Origin of the sequence: Halopseudomonas sabulinigri (genome assembly GCF_900105255.1) — a bacterium.
In the GTDB taxonomy this organism is placed as follows: Bacteria; Pseudomonadota; Gammaproteobacteria; order Pseudomonadales; family Pseudomonadaceae; genus Halopseudomonas; species Halopseudomonas sabulinigri.
In genome coordinates this window covers 323,252-339,620 of record NZ_LT629763.1, presented here as the reverse complement: position 1 = coordinate 339,620, position 16,369 = coordinate 323,252, and the positions used below count along the sequence as shown (strand labels likewise).

The following is a 16,369-nucleotide window of genomic DNA, read 5'->3' as shown; positions in this document are numbered from 1 at the left end:
TTTTGACAGCAGTTTGCGGAACTTTATTGGCATTTCAGGGGTATAGATGGTGTAGCCACAGGGAAACGTCTATGACCCGAATTACGCCGCACCGCACACTCCAGTTCTGCGCAGGACTTCTGTTCAGCTTTGCCTTTGGCGCCTCGGCTGAACCTTTCGCCTACCCGGAGACCAATCCGTTCATGGCCACGGTCGCCGGTACGCCAGACAAGCTCAAGGCCCCGGTACCTGACGAAATAGACGTACAGCAGGATGACCTGTCGGTCCGCGTGCTGCCGGATCGTAAGCTCCCGCCCGCCTTGTCGCGCTATCGCGATCTGCACTTTCGCGTCGCCTGGCAGGATGAGCCCGCCCCGCTGATCTTTCTGATTGCCGGTACCGGCTCGGGCTACGACAGTAGCCGCATGGATTACCTCAAGCGCCTATTCTGGCAAGCAGGCATGCACGTGATCGTGCTCTCCTCACCGTCCAATCACGACTTTATTGCCGCCGCCTCCAACAGCGGTATGCCCGGTGTCGGTGCTGATGACGCCCGTGACCTGCACACCGCAATGACCCTGGCCTTGCAGGAAGCCCAGGACAAGAAAGGCTTCGAGGTGACGGAGTACCGCCTTGCCGGCTTCAGCCTTGGCGCGTTGCACGCCGCCTTTGTCGCCGAGCTGGATTCACACCTTGGCCAGTTCAACTTCGACAAGGTTCTGCTGCTCAATCCGCCAGTCGACCTCTACGCCTCCGTTGGCCGCCTGGACGAGCTGTCGTATACGCGTATCGATGGGGTAAGCGACACCGAGAGTTTCTATGAACACATCTTCCAGAAACTCTCGCGTCACTTCGCCGAGCGCGGCAACAACGACATTCAGGCCAGCCTGTTCTATGAAATACAGAATTCGCCGGAAGCACTGACCGACGCCGAACTGGCCATGCTGATAGGCGCTGTCTTCCGCTTCTCCGCCGCCGACCTCAATTTCATGAGTGATCTGATCAACGACGGTGGCCGCTTCGCCCCCGTAGGCAAGGAGCTGAAGGTGAGCACCTCGCTTACCCCTTACCTGCGCCGGGCGCTGTTCTGCGACTTCACCTGTTACGTCAACAGCCAGCTCTGGCCAGCTTGGGAGGCCAAGAACGCCGGTCGCAGCATCGACGACATGGCCTATGAAACCAGTCTGCGCAGCCTGCACGAGTTTCTGCAGGATAATCCGCACATCGCAGCTGTGAGCAACGCCGACGACCTGATCCTGACCCGCAAGGACTACGAGTTTCTGGCTGATACCTTTGGCGAGAACGCCTATCTTTACCCGCACGGCGGCCACGGCGGCAATCTCGATTATCAGCCGGTTACCGAGCGTTACATGACATTCCTGCAAGGAGGCAACCATGAATAAGCTAGGCCTGCTCGGCCTGACGGCCAGCCTGTGTTGCAGCCCACTGTATGCGGCGGACGACAGCCAGAACATCTCCATCACCACCAGTGACGGCGAGCAACTGACCTTCCCCGCCTATACCGACGCCCTGAGCGAGCTGGAGATCGACGAGCGCGACAATCGCTATCAGTTTGAACGCTCCAGCCTGCGCGCGCTGAACGTACAGGATCCGCTGGAAGGCATGAACCGCCTGACCTACCGTTTCAACGCCGAGTTTGATCGTTACGTCTACCTGCCCGTGGTGCGCGGGTATGTCTGGGCCACGCCAAGCTTCGTGCGCACCGGTGTCTCCAATGTCACCAACAATTTGCGCGAGATACCTTACCTGGCCAACAGCCTGCTGCAGCTCAAGCTGGAACGTAGCGCCAGCACCACCGCGCGGTTGCTGTTCAACAGCATCCTGGGTATCGGCGGCCTGTTCGACGTTGCCAGCGCCATGGGGCTGGAAGCGCAACCGGAGGACTTTGGTCAGACACTAGGCCACTACGGTGTACCGCCCGGGCCCTATCTGGTGATCCCCTTCCTTGGCCCTTCCAGCCTACGCGACGGTACTGGCTACGCGATGGACTGGGTGATTGACGATAAGGTCAATTTCATGGAGCACCGCGACTACATGAACGAGCAGCCCTATACCTGGGGGCTGTGGGCTATCGACCTGCGTTACCAGACGGCATTCCGTTATGGTGCGCTCGACAGCCCCTTCGAGTACGACCAAGTGCGCTACCTGTACACCAAATTACGTGAGTTTCAGGTAGCGAACTGACGGCGCGGGCGGCGGCGTTATTGCCGCCCGTGAGCGTTACCCCACCCGAAAGATGATGTGATCTTCCCAGTCATCATCATCCACGCTGCCCTCGGCCAGCATTTGACCCGACAGTGAGATGCCCGCCTTGTGCACCGCATTGCGATCGCCGCACACTAGGTGGTGCCATGGCGGCAGGTCGGTGCCTTCGGCAACCAGGCGGTAGCCGCAGGTTGGTGGCAGCCAGGCAAAGTCGGCGGCGGCGCCCGGTGTGAGCTGGATGCAATCGGGCACCTTGTCCTGCCGGTTTGGATAATCACTGCATTGGCAGCTCTTGTGATCCAGCAGCTTGCACGCGATCCGCGTGTAGTAGAACACCTGCGGCTCGTCTTCATCCTCCAGCTTCTGCAGACAACACAGTCCGCAACCGTCGCACAGCGACTCCCATTCCTGCTGATCCATTTCGGTCAGCGTCTTGCGCTGCCAAAACGGCACTACGCGCATCGCCATGGCTCAGCCCTCCTCTGCCAGTACATCCTGCAACCAGTCGAGCAGACGGTTGAGGTCAAAGGGATAGTCCAGCTCGGCGCCGGTATCCTCGCGGCGCAGCACCGGAATACGCAGCTGGTAACGCTGCATCAGCTCATCCGCTTCGGTAATGTCCTGCTCGCGTACCTGCACGCCGCCGGCCTGCAGCGGCGCCAGCTCGGCCAAGGCCGCCTCACACAGGTGACAGGCGCTGGTACCGTAAAGAGTAAGAAGAGTCATGCCGATTCGAACTGCTCGCAGATAGCTTAGGGGCGGCCATTCTACCCCTTTGCTGCATCTCTGCCGACCACCTTCCGGCGCGAAACCACGCTGCCTTCAGCCTTGGCAGCGACTGCTGCATCCCACATACTCGTGGCACTATTACGGAGACAACTATGGATTGGGAAACACTGCTGTGCCGCGAACGCCTTGGCAAACCATTGGCCAGCGCCGACGAGTTGGGGCGCACCCCCTTCCACAAGGATCACGATCGCGTCATCTTTTCCGGCGCCTTCCGCCGGCTGGGCAAGAAAACCCAGGTGCACCCGGTGTCCAGCAACGATCACATTCATACTCGCCTGACCCACAGTCTGGAAGTCGGCTGCGTCGGCCGCTCACTCGGCATGCGCGTAGGCTCGATGCTACGTAGTGAGCTGCCGGACTGGTGCGAGCCCGCCGACCTGGGCGTTATCGTGCAGGCCGCCTGCCTGGCCCACGACATCGGCAACCCGCCCTACGGTCACTCGGGTGAAGACGCCATCCGTCACTGGTTTCGTCAGGCCGCCGCCGGTGGCCTGCTGGATAATCTGAGCGAGGCCCAGCGGCAGGACTTTCTACATTTTGAGGGCAACGCGCAGGGCTTTCGCGTGTTGACGCAAATTGAATACCACCAGGCCGAAGGTGGTATGCGCCTGACCTACGCGACCCTCGGCGCCTATCTCAAATATCCCTGGACCGCGCGGCACGCCGACAGTCAGGGCTACAAAAAACACAAATTCGGCTGCTACCAGGCCGAATATCCGCTGCTGCAGCAAATCGCCGACAAGCTGGGCTTGCCGGCGCAGGGCGAGCAAAGCTGGAGCCGCCACCCGCTGGTGTATCTGGTCGAAGCGGCTGACGACATCTGCTATGGCCTGATTGACCTGGAAGACGGGCTGGAAATGGATTTGCTGGCCTACGCCGAAGTCGAACAGGTGTTGCTTGATCTGGTCGGTGACGACCTGCCACAAACCTACCGCCAACTCGGTCCGCAAGACTCACAACGGCGCCGCCTGGCGATTTTGCGCGGCAAGGCTATCGAGCATCTGGTCAACGCCGCTGCCGAAGCCTTTATCGAGCAGCAGCCTGCGCTGTTGGCCGGCGAACTGCAGGGCGATCTGGTTGAGCACATGCACGGCGCCGCGCGGCGCTGTGTGCTGGACGCCAAACAGATGGCGCGCAAGCGCATCTTTCAGGACAAGCGCAAGACAGTGGTCGAGATCGGCGCCTACAGCACACTGGAAACCCTGCTGGATGCTTTTTGTGGCGCGGTTACCGAACTGCATGCCGGGCAGAACCTGAGCTTCAAGCACCAGCGCATTCTCGACCTGCTCGGCCACACCATCCCGCAGCCCGATTGGGATCCTTACCGCAGCTACCTGAGGGTGGTGGATTTCATCGCTGGGATGACCGACCTCTACGCGGCCGATCTGGCCACCCGTATTCGCGGTATAGGCCCAAACTGAGCGATTGCCGCGCGCTTACCAGGCCAGCAGCGCGGCAATGATCATCACCAGTACAAAACTCAGGCTCTTCCAGAACAGCAAGGGGTTTCGCTCCAGCAGCGGCGGCCGGGTGCGGCTGAGAAATGCCGCACTGGGTTGGCGTAAATCAAACACAAACTCCGACAGCGCCTCGTAACGCTTGAGCGGATTGGGCTGCAGCGCCCGCTTGAGCACATCGTCGATCCAGGCTGGAATATCCCGCTCTTCGTGCAGGACAGACTGATAAACCAGTTTGTTCTGCGCCGCGCGAGTTCGCGCCTTCGCCGCCTGGGTGCCGTAGGGCAGCTTTCCGCTCAGCATCTGATAGGTAATGGTCGCCAACGAGAATTGATCCGAGCGCGATGTGCCGCCCTCGCCCAGAAAATACTCCGGTGCCGAATACTGCACGGTGCCCAGCATCTGCTCCTGCAGCTGGGGCGCCCCCATCTCCATCAACCCCGCCACGCGGGTAGAGCCAAAATCAATGATCTTCACCGTGCCGGTGCTGTCAATCATGATGTTGTCGGGGCGCAGATCCTGATGCAGCATCTCCAGACGATGAAAGGCCTGCAGCCCCTTGGCAATCTGCTCGACAATGCCGCGTACCTGCTCCAGCGTCGGTTTGGGGTTATCGATCATCCATTGCCGCAGGGTCTGCCCTTCGATGTACTCGGTCGCGATATACAGATACTCTCGGCGACGCTCTGTAGCGCAGGGCCTGAGCACATGCGGGCTGTTCAACCGCCGCGCAATCCACTCCTCCATCAGAAAACGCTCGAGATAGGCCGGATCATTGCCCAGATCAATGGACGGTGTTTTCAGAATCACCCGCTCGCCGGTCTGCTCGTCCACGGCAAGGTAAACGTGACTGCGGCTGCTGCTGTGCACCTCGCGCATGATGCGATAACCGTCAAATAGCATGCGCGGCTCCAGGACCGGCGGTAACGGCAGCGCTGCGCCGGCCTGATTGGTTAGCCGGTTGCCGGCAGCATCGGGGCTGGGCAATTGTGCTATCCGCACTATCTGCACCGTGAGGTTGTCGTCACTGCCCTGAGCCAGGGCCTCAGCGGCGATGAGGCGCGCGGCGTTATCCAGATCAAATTGCTGCGCTGCAATGGTCTGGCTGATAAACGCGGGGCTGGCAAACTCGTAAATACCGTCGGTGGCCAGTACAAAGGTGTCGCCCTGCTCCAACGGCAACGCCTGATAGTCGATCTCCAACTGCTGGTTTACGCCCAGGGCGCGGGCCAGATGACTTTGCTCCTGGGATACCCACAAGCGGTGATCCTGGGTCAACTGCTCCAGTTGCTGCCCGGCCACGCGGTAGATGCGCGCATCGCCAATGTGAAAGAGGTAAGCCGTTGCCGCCTTGATGATCAGGGCGCTGAAGGTGCAGACGTAACCGCGATCACGGTCGTAGCGGTATTGGCTTTGGCGGGTCTGGGCGTGCAGCCAGGAATTGGTGGCGATGAGCACGCGCTGAGCCGATTTTTTTACCGTCCAGGCCTCCGAGGTACAGTAATAATCGGCCAGAAAGCCTGACACGGCCGACTCGCTGGCAATCTGGCTGACACTGCTGCTACTGATGCCGTCGGCCAATGCCACCGCTACGCCCTTGGCACTGAGCTGCGGCTCGGGGGGCAGCCAGGCGCCATGAAAATCCTGATTGATCGCCTTGCGGCCTTTGTCCGAATACTGCCCAACCTGCACTACCAGTTGCTTCGACATGCCATATCAACCCAAAAACCCCGGCCCTTGCGGACCGGGGTGATTACCGGGACAGCGCGGCTCAGAGCGCGCGCTTGGGTGCCGTGCGTACGTGGGTGGTGTACAGCGTCAGGCCGGTGAAGGCCAGGCCACCAACCAGATTACCCAGCGCTGTTGGAATCTCGTTCCAGATCATGTAATCCATGACCGAGAAGTCGCCGCCCATGATGATTCCGGAAGGGAACAGGAACATATTGACCACCGAATGCTCGAAGCCCATGTAGAAGAACAGCATGATCGGCATCCACATGGCGATCACCTTGCCGCTGACCGAGGTGGAAATCATCGCCCCTACCACCCCCATCGAGACCATCCAGTTGCACAGCATGCCGCGCAGGAAAATGGTCGCCCAGCCCGCCGCGCCGTATTCCGCGTAACCCAGGGTCCGCGCCTCACCAATGTGCGAGATCTTCTCGCCAATAGCACCGGGCTCGGCCGAAAAGCCATAGGTGTAAACAAAAGCCATCATGAAGGCAACGGTCAGCGCGCCGGCAAAATTGCCGACGAAGACCAGCCCCCAGTTGCGCAGCAAACCGCCCATGGTCACGCCGGGACGCTTGTCGAGCAGCGCGAGTGGCACCAGCATGAAAACCCCGGTGAGCAGGTCAAAACCCATCAGATAGAGCATGACGAAGCCGACTGGAAACAGGATAGCGCCGACCAACGGGTTGCCGGTCTGTACCGTGATGGCGATGGCAAAGACCGCAGCCAGGGCGAGAATGGCGCCCGCCATGAATGCGCGGATCAGGGTGTCGCGGGTCGACATGAACACCTTCGACTCGCCGGCGTCGACCATCTTGGTAACAAACTCTGAAGGGACTAGATAGGACATGGTGTGATTCTCTCTCGATGCATTCGTTAAAGGTGGCCGCCGCTGTGCGTGGCAGACGGCGGCCCGCCAGTACTGCCTGATTATTCAATCCAGTTATTCAGCCTGCAGCGCGACTTCAACCTGATCGCCGTTCAGGCGCACCGGCCAGACTCGCAAGCGCTGCTCGGGGTACTCGACACAGCTGCCATCGGCCAGGCGGAAATGCTGTTTGTACAAGGGCGACGCAATCACCAGGTCGCCCTTGAGATGGCCGATAATGCCGCGTCCGATGACGTTGGCGCCGGATTGCGGGTCGCGATTTTCAATCGCAAACACCTGCTCGCCGTCACTGTTGTCGGGCAGGTGGAAAAGCGCCACCTGGGCATCGTCCAACAGGGCAACCACGCCCGAGTTGGCTACCAGATCCTGCCGGGAGCACAGCGCGCGCCAGGCCAGATTTGCCGCCGTGCCGGACGTCGCATTTTGGGTATTGGACAGGCTCATCAGACTACCTCCTCAGCTACGGGAATCAGGTTCAGTTCATGCGCCTGTATCGGGCGACGTTGGTCACGCTCGGTAACGAATTGAATATCGGGGTCGCCACCGCTGGCGTTAACGAAGGTGCGGAAGCGCTTGAGCTTTTCCGGATCACCGATGGCATTGGCCCACTCGCACTCGTAGCGATCCACCACCAGCTGCATCTGCGACTCCAGCTCGGCGCCCAGGCTCAGGTTGTCTTCAATGATGACTTGCTTGAGGTAATCCAGGCCGCCTTCCAGGCTTTCGCGCCAGACCGAGGTGCGCTGCAGCCGGTCGGCGGTGCGCACATAAAACATCAGAAAGCGGTCGATATAGCGAATCAGGGTTTCATCATCCAGGTCAGTCGCAAATAGCTCGGCATGGCGTGGGCGCATACCGCCGTTGCCTGCAACGTAGAGATTCCAGCCCTTTTCCGTGGCAATCACGCCCACGTCCTTGCTCTGCGCCTCGGCGCATTCACGGGTACAGCCGGAGACGGCGAACTTGATTTTGTGTGGCGAGCGCAGGCCCTTGTAGCGATTCTCCAGTGTCAGCGCCATGCCAACGCTGTCCTGCACGCCGTACCGGCACCAGGTGCTGCCAACACAGGACTTAACGGTGCGCAACGACTTGCCGTAGGCGTGGCCAGTCTCAAAGCCCGCAGCAATCAACTCGCCCCAGATATCGGGCAGCTGGTGCAGCTCGGCGCCAAACAGGTCGATACGCTGACCGCCGGTGATCTTGGTGTACAGATCGTACTTTTGGGCGACCTGGCCGAGCACAATCAGCTTCTCGGGTGTGATCTCGCCGCCGGCGATACGCGGCACGATCGAGTAGGTACCGTTCTTCTGCATGTTGGCCATGAAGGTGTCGTTGGTATCCTGCAGCGGAATCAGCCCTGGATCGGTGATTGGCTGGTTCCAGCAAGAGGCCAAAATCGACCCCACCGCCGGCTTGCAGATGTCACAGCCGGTATGGCCACGGCCGTGCTTGGCCAGCAGCTCTTCAAAGCTCTCGATGCCCTCGACGCGGACAATGCCGTACAACTCCTGGCGAGTGTGCGCGAAGTGTTCGCACAGGCTCTTGTCGACCTCGACGCCGCGCGCGCTCAGCTCGTGCTCGAACACCTGCTTGAGCAGCGCACTGCAGCCGCCGCAACCGGTGCCGGCCTTGGTCGCAGCTTTCAGATCGCTCAGATCGGTACAACCGGCATCCACCTGGCAGCACACCGCGCCCTTGCTGACGTTGTGGCAAGAGCAGATGGTCGCGGTGTCGGGCAGCGCGTCGGCGCCCAGCGCAGGCGCACCCTCCCCGGCGGGCAGAATCAGGCTGGCTGGATCAGCAGGCAGCTTGATGCCATTCTGTGCGTATTGCAGCAGGGTGTCGTAGTAGCTGTTATCGCCCACCAGCACGGCGCCAATCACCTGACTGCCATCCGGCGAGACGACCAAACGGCGGTAGCTGGCGTTGACTTCATCATTAAAGCGGTAGCTTTTGGCACCGGGAGTCGCAGCGTGGGCATCACCAATGGAGCCCACATCCACACCCAGGAGCTTCAGCTTGGTCGACATGTCGGCGCCGATAAAGCTCTCATGCGGCTTGCCTACCAGCAGCGCTGCCAGGTTACGCGCCATGGTATAGCCCGGGGCAACCAGACCAAAGATGCTGCCATTCCATGAGGCGCACTCGCCGATAGCAAAGATGTCTGGATCGCTGGTGCGGTAATCGCTGTCGATCACCACCCCGCCACGGTCTGCAATCGCCAGGCCGGCATTACGCCCCAAGGCGTCTTGTGGGCGAATACCGGCAGAAAATACAATCAGATCGGTTTCCAGCGACTCGCCGTCGCTGAAGTTCATGCGGTAGGCATAGTCATCGCCGGCGACGATCTCGCTGGTGGCGCGGTTCAGGTGCACGCGCACGCCCAGCTCTTCAATACGTGCTTTCAGCGCCGCGCCGCCGTCCGGGTCCAGCTGCACTGGCATCAGCCGTGGTGCGAACTCGACAACATGGGCTTCCAGGCCCAACGACTTGAGCGCGTTGGCCGCTTCCAGACCCAAAAGCCCACCACCAACCACCACACCCCGGCGCCCGCCCTTGGCCGCGGCACGAATGTCATCCAGATCGTCGAGCGTGCGATACACCAGTCGCGAGTTACCTTCGGCCCCGGCAATCGGCGGCACAAACGGGTAGGAGCCGGTCGCCAGTACCAGGCGGTCGTAGGGCTGACGGCCCTCACTGGTGACCACCTCCTTGCGCTCGCGGTCGATTTCCAGCACCGCAACACCAAGGTGCAGGTGCACCCCGTGTTGATCGTAGAAATCGGCTTCGCACATGGCCAGGGACTCGGCATCGCGGCCGCCGAAGTATTCCGACAGGTGCACTCGATCGTATGCCCGCTGACGCTCCTCACCAAACACGTGCACTTGATAATGGGCAAGCGCGCCTTGCTCGGTCAGTTGCTCGACGCAATGATGGCCGACCATCCCGTTACCGATGATGACCAGTGTTTCGTTCTTGATCGGGGTCACATTCGAGTTCATCGCCTTTCCTCAGTCGAAGCCGTAGCCGGCACGGGCCGGCAAAAAAACAAAAAAAAACGCCTGGAGTCCCCAAGGGACTCCAGGCGCCGTTGCCTGGTACTCATAAATTGTGATGGGCGCTAGCCTGAGCGTCGTTGCTCGGTGCACCCGCTTCCCGGCCTGAGCCTCTGGTCGACGATGACCACGGGAAGTATTGGCTGAAAACAAATAGCCGCTGAACAGACAAAAGCAATAGCCGTGCCAGCAAGAAAAAAAGCAGGGAAAGGTGTGCAGCAGAACGCCAGAACAAGGCGACAAAAATCAAATATTACAATGCATTACAAGAACAAAAATAGAATTGACTGACACTCTTTATCACGCGCAACAGCCACCGGATATCGCACGCACAAATGAACCAGAAGAGTGCGAAACCACTAAAAAACACTGTTTTGGTGCAGCCCCGTTAGCCTTCAGTCGGGGACGATGTCGACCTGGCTGCGCCGTTGGCCAACGCCAGACGTTCCAGCAGAAGGTCTACCAGCAGCAACTGCGCACTGATCGCGCGGGTCGCCAACTGGAAGAACTCTACCGAATGCACGCGCGGCTCACGCTGGCGTTCCAGCAACGCGCGGATATTCTCCAGCAGCACGTCCAGCGCGTCCTCTGCATCACGCACCGGCTGGCTGACCAGCACCCGCAAATCAGGATCGGAGATCAGGCGCGCAAGCACCGCGTAGGCTTGGTCGTTGATCTGATCGCTCAACGATTGCAGCAATTCGCGCCATACCGGCAGATTCTGGCGGTTGGCAGCGATGCCAGTACCCACTGCACGGCTCTGCCCTATCAGCTCGATGTTCTGCAGTAGTTCCAGCCACAGCCCTTCGGCCTGAGGCGCGAGCCGCCCGAGGCACACCAGATCAAAACGATGGGCCAGCGCTTCTATGGTGTCCAGCAGGCTGGCGGTCATGCTGTTGTGCAGCGTCAGCAGGTGCTCGGCACTTTCATGCTCGAACCCGGCCTCTATCTGCTGCCAGAGATCACGCGTCTGGTGCCAGCTGTCATACCAGTACAAGGTGGCTTCATGCTCGGCAATCACCTTGAGCAACTGCAACAGTTGTTGATGCACCGACCAACGACGTGCTTCCAGGGTGTGCTCGCCCGACATGGCGCCAAACGACAGGCCGCGATGACGCTGCACCTGCTCCAGCAACTGGCGCAACAGGCCTATCTGCACTATGGCCTGCAAGCGCTGTTCATGTCTTGCGCGCTGACGCACTCGGCGCAGGCGGTAAAGCCCGAAAGCCGAAAGTACCACTATGGCGATGAACAGCATCCATATCATGCCCGTACTTCCCTGAATGCCCTGCGGGCCGTTTTACGTCATTTTTTGCACAGCAGTTCGATGCGGTAGCCATCCGGATCTTCAACGAAGGCCAGCACGCTATGTCCATGTTTCATCGGCCCCGGCGCGCGCACCACATTGCCGCCCGCCGACGTTATCTGCTCACAGGCCTTGTACACATCCAGCACTTCAATGGCGATATGTCCGTAGCCGCTACCCAGATCATACTCGCTGGTGTCCCAGTTATGGGTGAGTTCTAGCGCGGTATGCTCGGCCTCATTACCGTAGCCGACAAAGGCCAGGGTAAAGCGCCCTTCCGGATAGTCCTTGCGGCGCAGCAGAGTCATCCCCAGCACCTCGGTATAGAAGGCGATGGACTTTTCCAGATTACCGACCCGCAGCATGGTGTGAAGAATTCGCATGATCGCAGCCTTTGCTTGAAGGATAAGAGTAAAGCTACAAGCTTCCTGAAAGTTCTGCCAGCCTGACAGCAAAACGCCCGGCAAGCCGGGCGTTTTGCTGGTACCAGCAGCAGCTTAGAGCAGCTTGCGGCCCTTGTTGGCAGCAATGCGCATGCGCAGGGCGTTCAGCTTGATGAAACCGGCTGCATCGGCCTGGTCGTAGGCACCGGCATCATCTTCAAAGGTGGCGATGTTGGCATCAAACAGCGAGTCATCCGACTTGCGGCCGACCACGACCACGTTGCCCTTGTAGAGTTTCAGGCGCACAACACCGTTTACCTGGGCCTGAGAGGCATCAATCATCTGTTGCAGCATGACGCGCTCCGGGCTCCACCAGAAGCCGTTGTAGATCAGTTCGGCATACTTGGGCATCAGGCTGTCTTTCAGGTGGGCGACTTCACGGTCCAGAGTAATGGACTCGATGGCGCGGTGGCCCTTGAGCATGATTGTGCCGCCGGGGGTTTCATAGCAGCCGCGCGACTTCATGCCGACAAAGCGGTTTTCGACGATGTCGAGACGGCCGATGCCGTTGTCGCCACCCACCTTGTTCAGATAAGCCAGCACGGTGGCCGGGCTCATCTCTTTACCGTCGATGGCAACGATGTCGCCGTTCTGGTAGCTGAGCTCGATGTACGTTGCCTGATCCGGGGCGTTCTCCGGCGAGACCGACCAGCGCCACATGTCTTCTTCGTGCTCGGCCCAGGTGTCTTCCAGCACGCCACCTTCATAGGAGATGTGCAGCAGGTTGGCGTCCATCGAGTAAGGCGACTTCTTCTTGCCGTGACGCTCAATCGGGATCTCGTGCTTGGCGGCGTAGTCCATCAGCTTCTCACGCGACAGCAGATCCCATTCGCGCCAGGGGGCAATCACTTTAACGCCAGGCTTGAGCGCGTAGGCGCCCAGCTCGAAACGTACCTGGTCATTACCCTTGCCGGTCGCACCGTGGGAAATGGCATCGGCGCCGGTTTCGTTGGCGATCTCGATCAGCCGTTTGGCAATCAGCGGACGGGCAATGGAGGTGCCCAGCAGGTACTCACCTTCGTAGACGGTATTGGCGCGGAACATCGGGAACACGAAGTCACGTACAAACTCTTCACGCAGATCGTCAATGTAGATTTCCTTCACGCCCATGGCCTGAGCCTTGGCACGCGCCGGTTCTACTTCTTCGCCCTGGCCCAGATCAGCGGTGAAGGTCACCACTTCGCAGTTGTAGGTTTCCTGCAACCACTTGAGGATGACCGAGGTATCCAGGCCGCCAGAATAGGCGAGGACGACTTTATTGACTTCTGCCATGAGGAGCTCCCTTAACAAGACTGTACCGCCACTCACGCAGGAGCGGACGAAAGGCAGCTATTCTAGCGCCTAGGCACAAGGAATCACAGAGGAGTGGGCGCTAGTTTATAGCCTCAGCGGCAGGAATCTGCCGATCGCAGGCCGGGAACAGAACAACCCGGCGATATCCGGGAAAGCCGGCTCAATCCTTCTCCAGACGCAGCATCACCCGTCGATTGGCGGCGCGCCCCTGCTCGGTGCGATTGCTCGCCACCGGATAGCGGTCGCCATGAAAGCGCATGGCAAACAGATCCTCATTCACGCCCTGCTCGACCAGGTAATCCTTTACGGCCAGTACACGTTGACGCGACAGTTCGCGGTTATCCAGGCGATTGCCCTGATTGTCGGAATGGCCGTCGAGCAGAATCTCGGTTATGTCTTCATCCGCCTTTATATACATCACCGCCGCATCCAGCATGGCTTTGGCCTGCGGGTTGAGCTTGTCGCCACCGGATGCAAAGCTGATCAGGCTCTCGGAGATTTGCGCGTAACTGACTGGCAACAGCCCGCTGATGCACTTCTGAAAATCCAGCCAGGCCTGTTGATAACCAACACTGGAAACCACCACCCGTACCGGTGCGCTTCCCGCGTATCCGCTGCGCTGAATGGTCGGTTGCAACCCGGAGGCCAAACCCGCAAGCATGCGCCCTGCCTGCTGATAAGGCACCTGCATGACGCCCGCACCGCCGGTTACCGCCACTTGCCCCAGCGGCACGGCTGCGGTGCCCGGGCGCCAGGGCGGCGCTTCGTTATAAACCTGCGCCGAGCCCGGACTCATGGGATTATCCCAGGCCTTCAGCTCGAAGGCTGCCGGCTCGCCCGCATGGCGTACAAAGCTGGCCTCGCCATAACCTGCTACCGACTGGGTCAAACGGCAGGCAAATTCATCGCCCGCCACCTGCCACTGCACGTCTTCCATACGGGTCTGGAAGGTCAGTGCCTGGGTTGGTAGCGCCAGCACCAGCAACAGGGCCGGACAGGATCGCGTCATCACGCTGTTCACCTCATCTGACGCCGGGTCGCGGTCGGCGTCGCTAATCTCTCTTGCCAGTCTCATCGGCGGCGCGCGGCAATTCTTTACCATGCAGGACGGATAAATCCGCAAATTCCGGCAGCCGACCGCCCGACGACAGTAGATTGCGCACCCTGAGGCTGTGTGAAACACCCGGCGTTTACGGTAGCATTGCGGCATTATCCCGCTCTGGAAGCTCCCTGCATGACTGATCGCCTCACGCTCACCCGGCCAGACGACTGGCATATTCACCTTCGCGATGGGGAGGTTTTGGGCCACACCGTTGCCGATGCTGCGCGCACCTTTGGTCGCGCCATCATCATGCCGAATCTGGTTCCGCCAGTGCGCGACGCACAGGAAGCGGCAGGTTACAAGGCGCGCATCCTCGCCGCCCGCCCTGCCGGCTCACAGTTTGAGCCGTTGATGGTGCTCTATCTCACCGATCAGACCAGCCCCGAGATTGTCCGCGAAGCCAAGCTCAGCGGTCAGGCGATTGCCGCCAAACTTTACCCCGCAGGTGCAACCACCAACTCGCAGTCCGGCGTGACCGCGCTGGAGAATATCTACCCCGCGCTGGAAGCCATGGCCGAGGTCGGCATGCCGCTGCTGGTACACGGTGAAGTAACCCACGCCGAGGTCGATATTTTCGACCGCGAAAAGGCCTTTATCGATCAGCAGTTGGTCAAGGTGGTAGAACGCTTCCCTACTCTCAAAATCGTATTTGAGCACATCACCACCGCCGACGCAGTTGAGTTCGTCAAGCAGGCTCCGGCCAACGTCGGCGCCACTATCACGGCACATCACCTGTTGTTCAACCGCAATCATATGCTGGTCGGCGGCATTCGTCCGCACCTGTTCTGTCTGCCGATCCTCAAGCGCGAGAAGCATCAGCAGGCCCTGTGTGACATAGTCGCTTCCGGCTCCAGCAAGTTCTTTCTCGGTACCGATTCGGCGCCCCATGCGCGCCACGCCAAGGAAGCGGCCTGTGGATGTGCCGGCTGCTACACCGCCTACGCGGCCATTGAACTCTACGCAGAAGCCTTCGACAGCCTGGGCGCACTCGACAAGCTGGAAGGCTTTGCCAGTTTCCACGGGCCGGACTTCTACGGCTTGCCCCGCAACAGCGAGCAGATAACCCTGCTGCGCGATAGCTGGCAGGCGCCAGAACAGCTACCCTTCGGTGATCAGAACGTCATTCCGCTGCGCGCAGGCGAAACCCTGCAGTGGCGCCTGGCCTGATATCCCTCTTTGCGATGCTAAGGATTACGCGTGAGTGAGTTCGACTTTGACAGTGACAGCGATGGCATGGACGCGCCAGCGTCCGGCAAACCAAAATCGCCGATGGCTTACCGCTTCCGGGGCTTTCTGCCGGTTGTCATAGACGTCGAGACCGGCGGTTTCAATGCTGCGACCGACGCGCTGCTGGAAATTGCCGCGACCACCATCAGCATGGACGACGAGGGCATGGTCTATCCCGATCAGACCCACTTCTTTCGCGTCGAACCCTTTGAGGGCGCCAACATTGAGGCGGCTGCGCTGGAGTTTACCGGCATCAAGTTGGACCACCCCCTGCGCCAGGCGGTCAGCGAGGAGCACGCGATTACGGAAATCTTCAAGCATGTGCGCAAAGCCGTAAAATCAGCCGGCTGCAAGCGTGCGGTACTGGTTGGCCACAACGCTTTCTTCGACCTCGGCTTTGTCAACGCCGCGGTGGAGCGCATTCAGATCAAGCGCAACCCCTTTCACCCCTTTTCGTGCTTCGATACCGCGACCTTGGGCGGCCTCGCCTACGGTCAGACGGTGCTGGCCAAGGCCTGCAACGCTGCCGGTATGGACTTCGATGGCCGGGAAGCGCATTCCGCCCGCTACGACACGGAAAAAACCGCCGAACTGTTCTGCACCATCGTCAATCGCTGGCGTGAGATGGGCGGCTGGCCGCCGGTAGACTGAGGCCACGTCTTGGGCATCGCCGCCTGCAGTTCGTACGCGGCGTGCGCAGCATTGCACACCGCGCCGCAACAACCCGCATCGCCGCTTGCCCCTGCTGCCATCGCCGGGTATGTTCGGGTGAAACTGAAATCATCCACTACACTGTTCATTCAACAAAGTGAACGCTATTACCTTAGCGCTATTAATTGCTTCCTGTGCTGCACAACAGCATTGAATCAAC

General features: G+C 60.0%; 15 protein-coding genes. 5 read left to right on the top strand and 10 right to left on the bottom strand.

The annotated features are described in order from the left end of the window. The first annotated feature begins 71 nt into the window (after positions 1–71). Together BLU26_RS01420 and BLU26_RS01415 are read left to right on the top strand one after the other, a co-directional pair. Positions 72–1,382, top strand: a complete 1,311-nt coding sequence (locus BLU26_RS01420; RefSeq protein WP_092283174.1) for a hypothetical protein — start codon at positions 72–74, stop codon at positions 1,380–1,382. After that, positions 1,375–2,184 (top strand): MlaA family lipoprotein, encoded by an 810-nt coding sequence (locus tag BLU26_RS01415; protein ID WP_092283173.1) that lies wholly within the window; start codon positions 1,375–1,377, stop codon positions 2,182–2,184. The genes BLU26_RS01420 and BLU26_RS01415 overlap by 8 nt, the downstream gene beginning before the upstream one ends. A gap of 36 nt (positions 2,185–2,220) precedes the next feature. Here the strand turns inward: BLU26_RS01415 and BLU26_RS01410 are convergent, their stop codons facing one another. Further along, a complete protein-coding gene (locus BLU26_RS01410; protein ID WP_092283172.1) occupies positions 2,221–2,673 on the bottom strand; it encodes a YcgN family cysteine cluster protein in 453 nt (150 codons plus the stop codon). Positions 2,674–2,676: 3 nt separating this feature from the next. Further along, positions 2,677–2,931: a glutaredoxin family protein gene (locus BLU26_RS01405; RefSeq protein WP_092283171.1), complete on the bottom strand. Its 255-nt coding sequence runs from the start codon at positions 2,929–2,931 to the stop codon at positions 2,677–2,679. Positions 2,932–3,086: 155 nt separating this feature from the next. Between BLU26_RS01405 and BLU26_RS01400 the strand changes: the two genes are divergently transcribed. Beyond that, on the top strand, positions 3,087–4,415 hold the full coding sequence (locus tag BLU26_RS01400; protein WP_092283170.1) for a deoxyguanosinetriphosphate triphosphohydrolase: 1,329 nt from the start codon (positions 3,087–3,089) through the stop codon (positions 4,413–4,415). 15 nt (positions 4,416–4,430) lie between these two features. Here BLU26_RS01400 and BLU26_RS01395 read toward each other — a convergent pair whose 3' ends face one another. The 8 genes from BLU26_RS01395 to BLU26_RS01360 form a co-directional block, all read right to left on the bottom strand. Further along, positions 4,431–6,161 carry a bifunctional protein-serine/threonine kinase/phosphatase gene (locus tag BLU26_RS01395; RefSeq protein WP_092283169.1) on the bottom strand — a complete coding sequence of 577 codons (1,731 nt, stop codon included), beginning with the start codon at positions 6,159–6,161 and terminating at the stop codon, positions 4,431–4,433. A gap of 61 nt (positions 6,162–6,222) precedes the next feature. Next, positions 6,223–7,032 carry a formate/nitrite transporter family protein gene (locus BLU26_RS01390; protein ID WP_092283168.1) on the bottom strand — a complete coding sequence of 270 codons (810 nt, stop codon included), beginning with the start codon at positions 7,030–7,032 and terminating at the stop codon, positions 6,223–6,225. Between the two features lie 93 nt (positions 7,033–7,125). Next, positions 7,126–7,515 carry a nitrite reductase small subunit NirD gene (gene nirD / locus BLU26_RS01385; protein WP_092283167.1) on the bottom strand — a complete coding sequence of 130 codons (390 nt, stop codon included), beginning with the start codon at positions 7,513–7,515 and terminating at the stop codon, positions 7,126–7,128. After that, positions 7,515–10,073, bottom strand: a complete 2,559-nt coding sequence (nirB, locus tag BLU26_RS01380; protein WP_092283166.1) for a nitrite reductase large subunit NirB — start codon at positions 10,071–10,073, stop codon at positions 7,515–7,517. Before nirB ends, nirD begins: the two co-directional genes overlap by 1 nt. Before the next feature lie 442 nt (positions 10,074–10,515). Beyond that, positions 10,516–11,394, bottom strand: coding sequence for a hypothetical protein (locus tag BLU26_RS01375; RefSeq protein WP_092283165.1), 879 nt, complete (start codon positions 11,392–11,394; stop codon positions 10,516–10,518). Between the two features lie 38 nt (positions 11,395–11,432). Beyond that, complete coding sequence (gloA, locus tag BLU26_RS01370) at positions 11,433–11,816, bottom strand: lactoylglutathione lyase (RefSeq protein WP_092283164.1); 384 nt, start codon at positions 11,814–11,816, stop codon at positions 11,433–11,435. A 114-nt stretch (positions 11,817–11,930) separates the two neighbouring features. Then, a complete protein-coding gene (locus BLU26_RS01365) occupies positions 11,931–13,148 on the bottom strand; it encodes an argininosuccinate synthase (protein ID WP_092283163.1) in 1,218 nt (405 codons plus the stop codon). Between the two features lie 181 nt (positions 13,149–13,329). After that, positions 13,330–14,178 carry a flagellar protein MotY gene (locus BLU26_RS01360; RefSeq protein WP_157719269.1) on the bottom strand — a complete coding sequence of 283 codons (849 nt, stop codon included), beginning with the start codon at positions 14,176–14,178 and terminating at the stop codon, positions 13,330–13,332. Positions 14,179–14,403: 225 nt separating this feature from the next. On the opposite strand from BLU26_RS01360, the gene pyrC reads away from it, so the two are divergent. Next, entirely contained in the window at positions 14,404–15,438 is a 1,035-nt protein-coding gene (pyrC, locus tag BLU26_RS01355; RefSeq protein WP_092283161.1) for a dihydroorotase, read from the top strand. 30 nt (positions 15,439–15,468) lie between these two features. After that, positions 15,469–16,149, top strand: coding sequence for a ribonuclease T (gene rnt / locus BLU26_RS01350; RefSeq protein WP_172830627.1), 681 nt, complete (start codon positions 15,469–15,471; stop codon positions 16,147–16,149). The last annotated feature ends 220 nt before the right edge of the window (positions 16,150–16,369 follow it).